At 69.8% G+C, this 4,221-nt stretch carries 6 protein-coding genes; all 6 read right to left on the bottom strand.

Annotation, left to right across the window (positions count from 1 at the left end; all coding sequences use genetic code 11):
• Window positions 1–38 precede the first annotated feature (38 nt).
• The gene (gene dapA, locus G6020_RS02470) at window positions 39–959 is read right to left on the bottom strand and encodes a 4-hydroxy-tetrahydrodipicolinate synthase (RefSeq protein WP_182609553.1); all 921 of its coding nucleotides are present in this window, start codon (window positions 957–959) and stop codon (window positions 39–41) included.
• Window positions 960–1,044: 85 nt separating this feature from the next.
• Window positions 1,045–1,797 carry an FAD-dependent thymidylate synthase gene (gene thyX, locus G6020_RS02465; RefSeq protein ID WP_182609552.1) on the bottom strand — a complete coding sequence of 251 codons (753 nt, stop codon included), beginning with the start codon at window positions 1,795–1,797 and terminating at the stop codon, window positions 1,045–1,047.
• A gap of 36 nt (window positions 1,798–1,833) precedes the next feature.
• The gene (locus G6020_RS02460; RefSeq protein ID WP_179525425.1) at window positions 1,834–2,286 is read right to left on the bottom strand and encodes an NAD(P)H-dependent oxidoreductase; all 453 of its coding nucleotides are present in this window, start codon (window positions 2,284–2,286) and stop codon (window positions 1,834–1,836) included.
• Window positions 2,283–2,762, bottom strand: a complete 480-nt coding sequence (locus tag G6020_RS02455) for a hypothetical protein (RefSeq protein WP_182609551.1) — start codon at window positions 2,760–2,762, stop codon at window positions 2,283–2,285. Before G6020_RS02455 ends, G6020_RS02460 begins: the two co-directional genes overlap by 4 nt.
• 8 nt (window positions 2,763–2,770) lie before the next feature.
• Entirely contained in the window at window positions 2,771–3,520 is a 750-nt protein-coding gene (gene dapB / locus G6020_RS02450) for a 4-hydroxy-tetrahydrodipicolinate reductase (protein ID WP_179526256.1), read from the bottom strand.
• A gap of 34 nt (window positions 3,521–3,554) precedes the next feature.
• The coding region (locus tag G6020_RS02445) for an insulinase family protein (protein ID WP_182609550.1) at window positions 3,555–4,221 on the bottom strand (667 nt) is incomplete at its 5' end.

Genomic DNA, 4,221 nt, shown 5'->3' with positions numbered 1-4,221 from the left:
GGTCCGGCCGCGTCCGCGGCTGTTGGTCGGGTTCTCCGTCATCTGATGACTCCTGCTCTGTGCAACAGCGACGCCAGTGCGTCCCGTTGCTCGGTGGTCGGTGGTAACTGCGGGAGTCGCGGCACTCCGGCCGGGATCCCGAGAAGTTCTAGTGCTGCTTTGGACATCGACACGCCGCCGAGCGCCCGTTGGGCGTCGAAGAGCGGGAGGAGTCCGAGGTTGATATGTCGCGCGGTGTCGACCTCGCCCGCGAGGAAGGCGCGGCGCAGCTCGACGAGGCGCGCGGCGGCCACGTGGCCGATCACGCTGACGAAACCGCTGGCTCCCACGGCCAGCCACGGGAGGTTGAGTTGGTCGTCGCCCGAGTAGTAGACGAGGTCGCAGTGGGACATCACCGTGACCGCGTCGTGGAAGTCGCCCTTGGCATCCTTGACGGCGACGATGTTCGGGTGGGACGACAGTCCGATGAGCGTCTCCGCCTGGATCGGGACCACGGACCGCGGTGGGATGTCGTAGAGCATCACCGGTCGGTCGGTGGCGTCGGCGATCGCCCGGAAGTGGGCGTCGAGTCCGGCCTGGGTGGGCTTGGAGTAGTACGGGGTCACCACGAGCATGCCGTGGGCACCGACGGACGCCGCCTGGCGCGCGAGGTGCACGGAATGTGCGGTGTCGTATGTCCCGACTCCGGCCACCACCGTCGCCCTGTCCCCCACCGCGGCCAGAACGGCCTCGAGAACCGCGATCTTCTCCGCGTCCGTGGTGGTGGGCGACTCTCCCGTGGTCCCGGACACGACGAGACCGTCGCACCCCGACTCCACGAGGTGTTCCGCGACACGTGCGACGGCCTTCAGGTCGACGTAACCGTCGGACCCGAACGGGGTGACCATCGCCGTGAGCACCGTGCCGAACGGCGTGGGGCGTCCGGGTCGGGTGGGGGCCGGCCGACCGTCCGCCGACATCGGGCCCCCAGTGGTCACGTGTGTCATGGCCTCCCAGACTACCCGCAGACCACGGGAAGTCCCGATTCCGACCCGGTGAACCGCTTCATCCCTCCAGGACGTAGGGGCTCACCGCGATCTCGGAGCCGTCCTCCAGCGAGGTGATCTCGAAATCGGAGAACACCGCAGGCGCCGCATGTCGCAACTGACGCAGGACGTCGATCGCCAGTCCTCGGATCTCGGTGTCCGCGTGCTCGGTCGCCCGCATTCCGATGAAGTGCCGCCACGACCTGTAGTTGCCGGTCACCACGATGCGGGTCTCGGTGGCGTTGGGCAGGACCGACCGCGCGGCCTGCCGGGCCTGCTTGTGACGCAGCATCGGGTTGGGGACGTCGGCGAACCTCTCCTCGAGCTTGGCGAGCATCTCCGCGTAGGCCTCCCGCGACGCGTCGGTGGCGCGGCGGAAGATCTCCACCAGCTCCGGGTCGTCGGCGATCGCGGGCGGGGGCACCACCTTGGAATCATGCTCCGGGACGAACCGCTGCGACAGCTGGCTGTAGGAGAAGTGGCGGTGCCTGATGAGCTCGTGGGTGCACGACCTGGAGATACCGGTGATGTAGAACGTCACGCTCGCGTGCTCGAACACCGAGAGGTGCCCCACCTCGAGGATGTGCCTCAGGTACCCGGCGTTCGACGCGGTGCGCGGGTTGGGTTTGTCCCAGCTCTGGTAGCAGGCGCGGCCGGCGAACTCGGCCAGGGCGGAGCCGCCGTCCGCATCCGTCTCCCAACCGATCTCGTCGGGTGGGGTGAACGCGGTGTGCGCGACCATGCGGACCTGCCGCCGGACGAGCTCGGACATGGTGGGACTCCCTCTGGTGTCGTGTCGCCCGGCGGGTCAGCCGAGAAGGTGTGCGGCGACCGTCGCGGCGACCTCGGACGCGGTGTCGAGTTCCTCACGACCGGGCTCGCCGGTGAGCTGTAGGGCCGGGGCGACCTGGCGGAGGTCCCACCCGGTGGTGATCCGTTCGACCGAGGCCACCGCCCCGGAGGTGTCGTTGTCCCCGTGCACGCAGAGGGCGTAGGGCCGACCGGCCACCGCACCCTCGCAGGTGTAGTACGTGCGGTCGAAGAAGTGCTTGAGTGCACCGGACATGTAGCCGAAGTTGGCCGGGGTGAGCAGGACGTAGCCGTCCGCACGGAGAACGTGGTCGTCGGTGGTCGCAAGTGCGGGCACTGATTCGACCTCGATGCCCTCGAGGTCGGGATGGGCCAGACCCCTCTCCAGTGCCTCCAGGATTCGTCGGAGCCTGGGGGACGGAGCGTGGTGGACCACGAGGACGGTGCTCATCGCGGATCCCCGGTCCCGGAGGACTCCGCCTCCCGCAGGGCGATGGCCGCCCGCATCACCTCACGGGCACGGAGGCGGTCGCCCGCGTGGTCGTAGGCGCGGGCCAACCGATAGTTGGTACGCCAGTCGTCCGGAGACGCCTGGTACTCCGCACTGACGCGGTCGAACAGCTCATCGGCGGCGGCGTGCTCGAGTCGCCCGGACGGGCGGTGGTCCAGGTCGGAGATATCGAGTTCGATCCCCTCCTGGGCTGCCGCGGCGGAGATCCGCTGGAGTTCGAATCCGTTCCGCAGGATCGCCCACATCGCCCACGCCCCGACGACGGTGAGCAGGACGATCCCGACGCCCAGTCCACGCATGGCGAGGTACTCGGACCGGCTGATCATGGACCACCCGAGGTAGAGCAGGTAACCGAACGCCACCACCAGACCCACCGCCGTGAGGGCCATGACCAGCGGCTTGACGACTCTGTCCACGGGCCGGCCTACAGATCCATGAAGGCGTCGAGCCCCACGGTGAGTCCCGGAGCGCCCGCGATCGACCGCACGCCCAGGAGCACACCGGGCGCGAAGGAGGAGCGATCGAGGGAATCGTGCCTGATGGTCAGGGTCTCCCCCTGTGTACCCAGGAGGACCTCCTGGTGCGCGATCAGGCCGGTCACGCGGACCGAGTGCACCCTCACCCCGCCGACATCTGCGCCCCGCGCCCCCTCCAGCTCGGTGGAGGTGGCGTCCGGGGAGGGCCCCATCCCTGCCGCGGCGCGGGCGGCGGCCATCATCTCCGCCGTGCGGTGTGCCGTACCCGAGGGTGCGTCGGCCTTGTTCGGGTGGTGCAGTTCCACGATCTCGGCCGAGGGGAAATACCTCGCCGCCTGGACCGCGAAGCGCATCATGAGGATGGCTCCGATCGCGAAGTTGGGTGCCACGAGCACCCCGGTATCCGGGTGGGACGCGAGCAGTCCGCGCAGTGTCTCCAACCGCTCGTCGGTGAAGCCGGTCGTGCCGACCACGGCGTGGATGCCGTGTGTGATGCAGTAGTCGAGGTTGTCCATCACCACGTCGGGGTGCGTGAAGTCCACGACCACCTCCGCGCCGGCGTCGGTGAGCATCTGCAGCCGGTCGCCCTGGTCCACCTCGGCGACGAGTTCCATGTCCTCCGCCGCGCGAACCGCCTCGCAGATCGCCGTGCCCACCTTGCCGCGTGCACCGAGCACTCCGACCTTCGTCACCGTCATCGTCTCCTCATCGGTCGTCACACCGCTCACCAGCCTATCCGCCCACGCCGGCGAGCAGATCAGCCGCGCCGCCGGCATCGGGCATGCCCGGCCCGACGGCCGCCAGACACCAGGGCGCGGTCTCGCCCGTCCAGTAGTCCGCCACGTCGTCGCGGTGCACGGTGCGGAGCCGGTGGAGCGACTCCCCGACGGTCACCACAGTGTCGCGGTCCAGCAGGTGGCGGCCGATCCGCGTCATCCGCGACAGTGGGTCGTCCAGCCCGAGCCTGATCGATCCGGTGAGGTGCCCGATCGCGCGGTCGACCTCGTCGCCGGACGGGGGATCGTTCACCATCCCGGCGACGACCTCGGCCAGCGCACCGCTGAGGGCGTCCACCCGCCCGACGGGGCTGCCGGCGACGACCGAGACGAGTCCGGTCGCACGGAACTGGTCCATCGACGCGTACACGGTGTAGGCCAGCCCGAGCTCCTCGCGGACCCGCTGGAACAGTCGGGAACTCAGTCCACCGCCGAGCACCGCGGTCGCGACCTGTGCCGCGGCGCGGTCCCGGTGATCGCGGGACGGTGTCCTCCGTGCCAGAGCCAGGAGCACCTGCTCGGAGTCGTCGTCCTCCCCCACCAGAACCGACGACGGGGCCCAGCCCGGGTGCCCGGCCGCCTGGCCGGAGGTGGGTGCGGCGGCCCCGACCGTCGCGGCTCCC

The organism is Dietzia sp. B19 (assembly GCF_014145155.1).
Taxonomy (GTDB): Bacteria; Actinomycetota; Actinomycetes; order Mycobacteriales; family Mycobacteriaceae; genus Dietzia; species Dietzia natronolimnaea.
The sequence above is the reverse complement of the archived record's forward strand: the minus strand, read 5'-3'. Positions and strand labels throughout refer to the sequence as shown.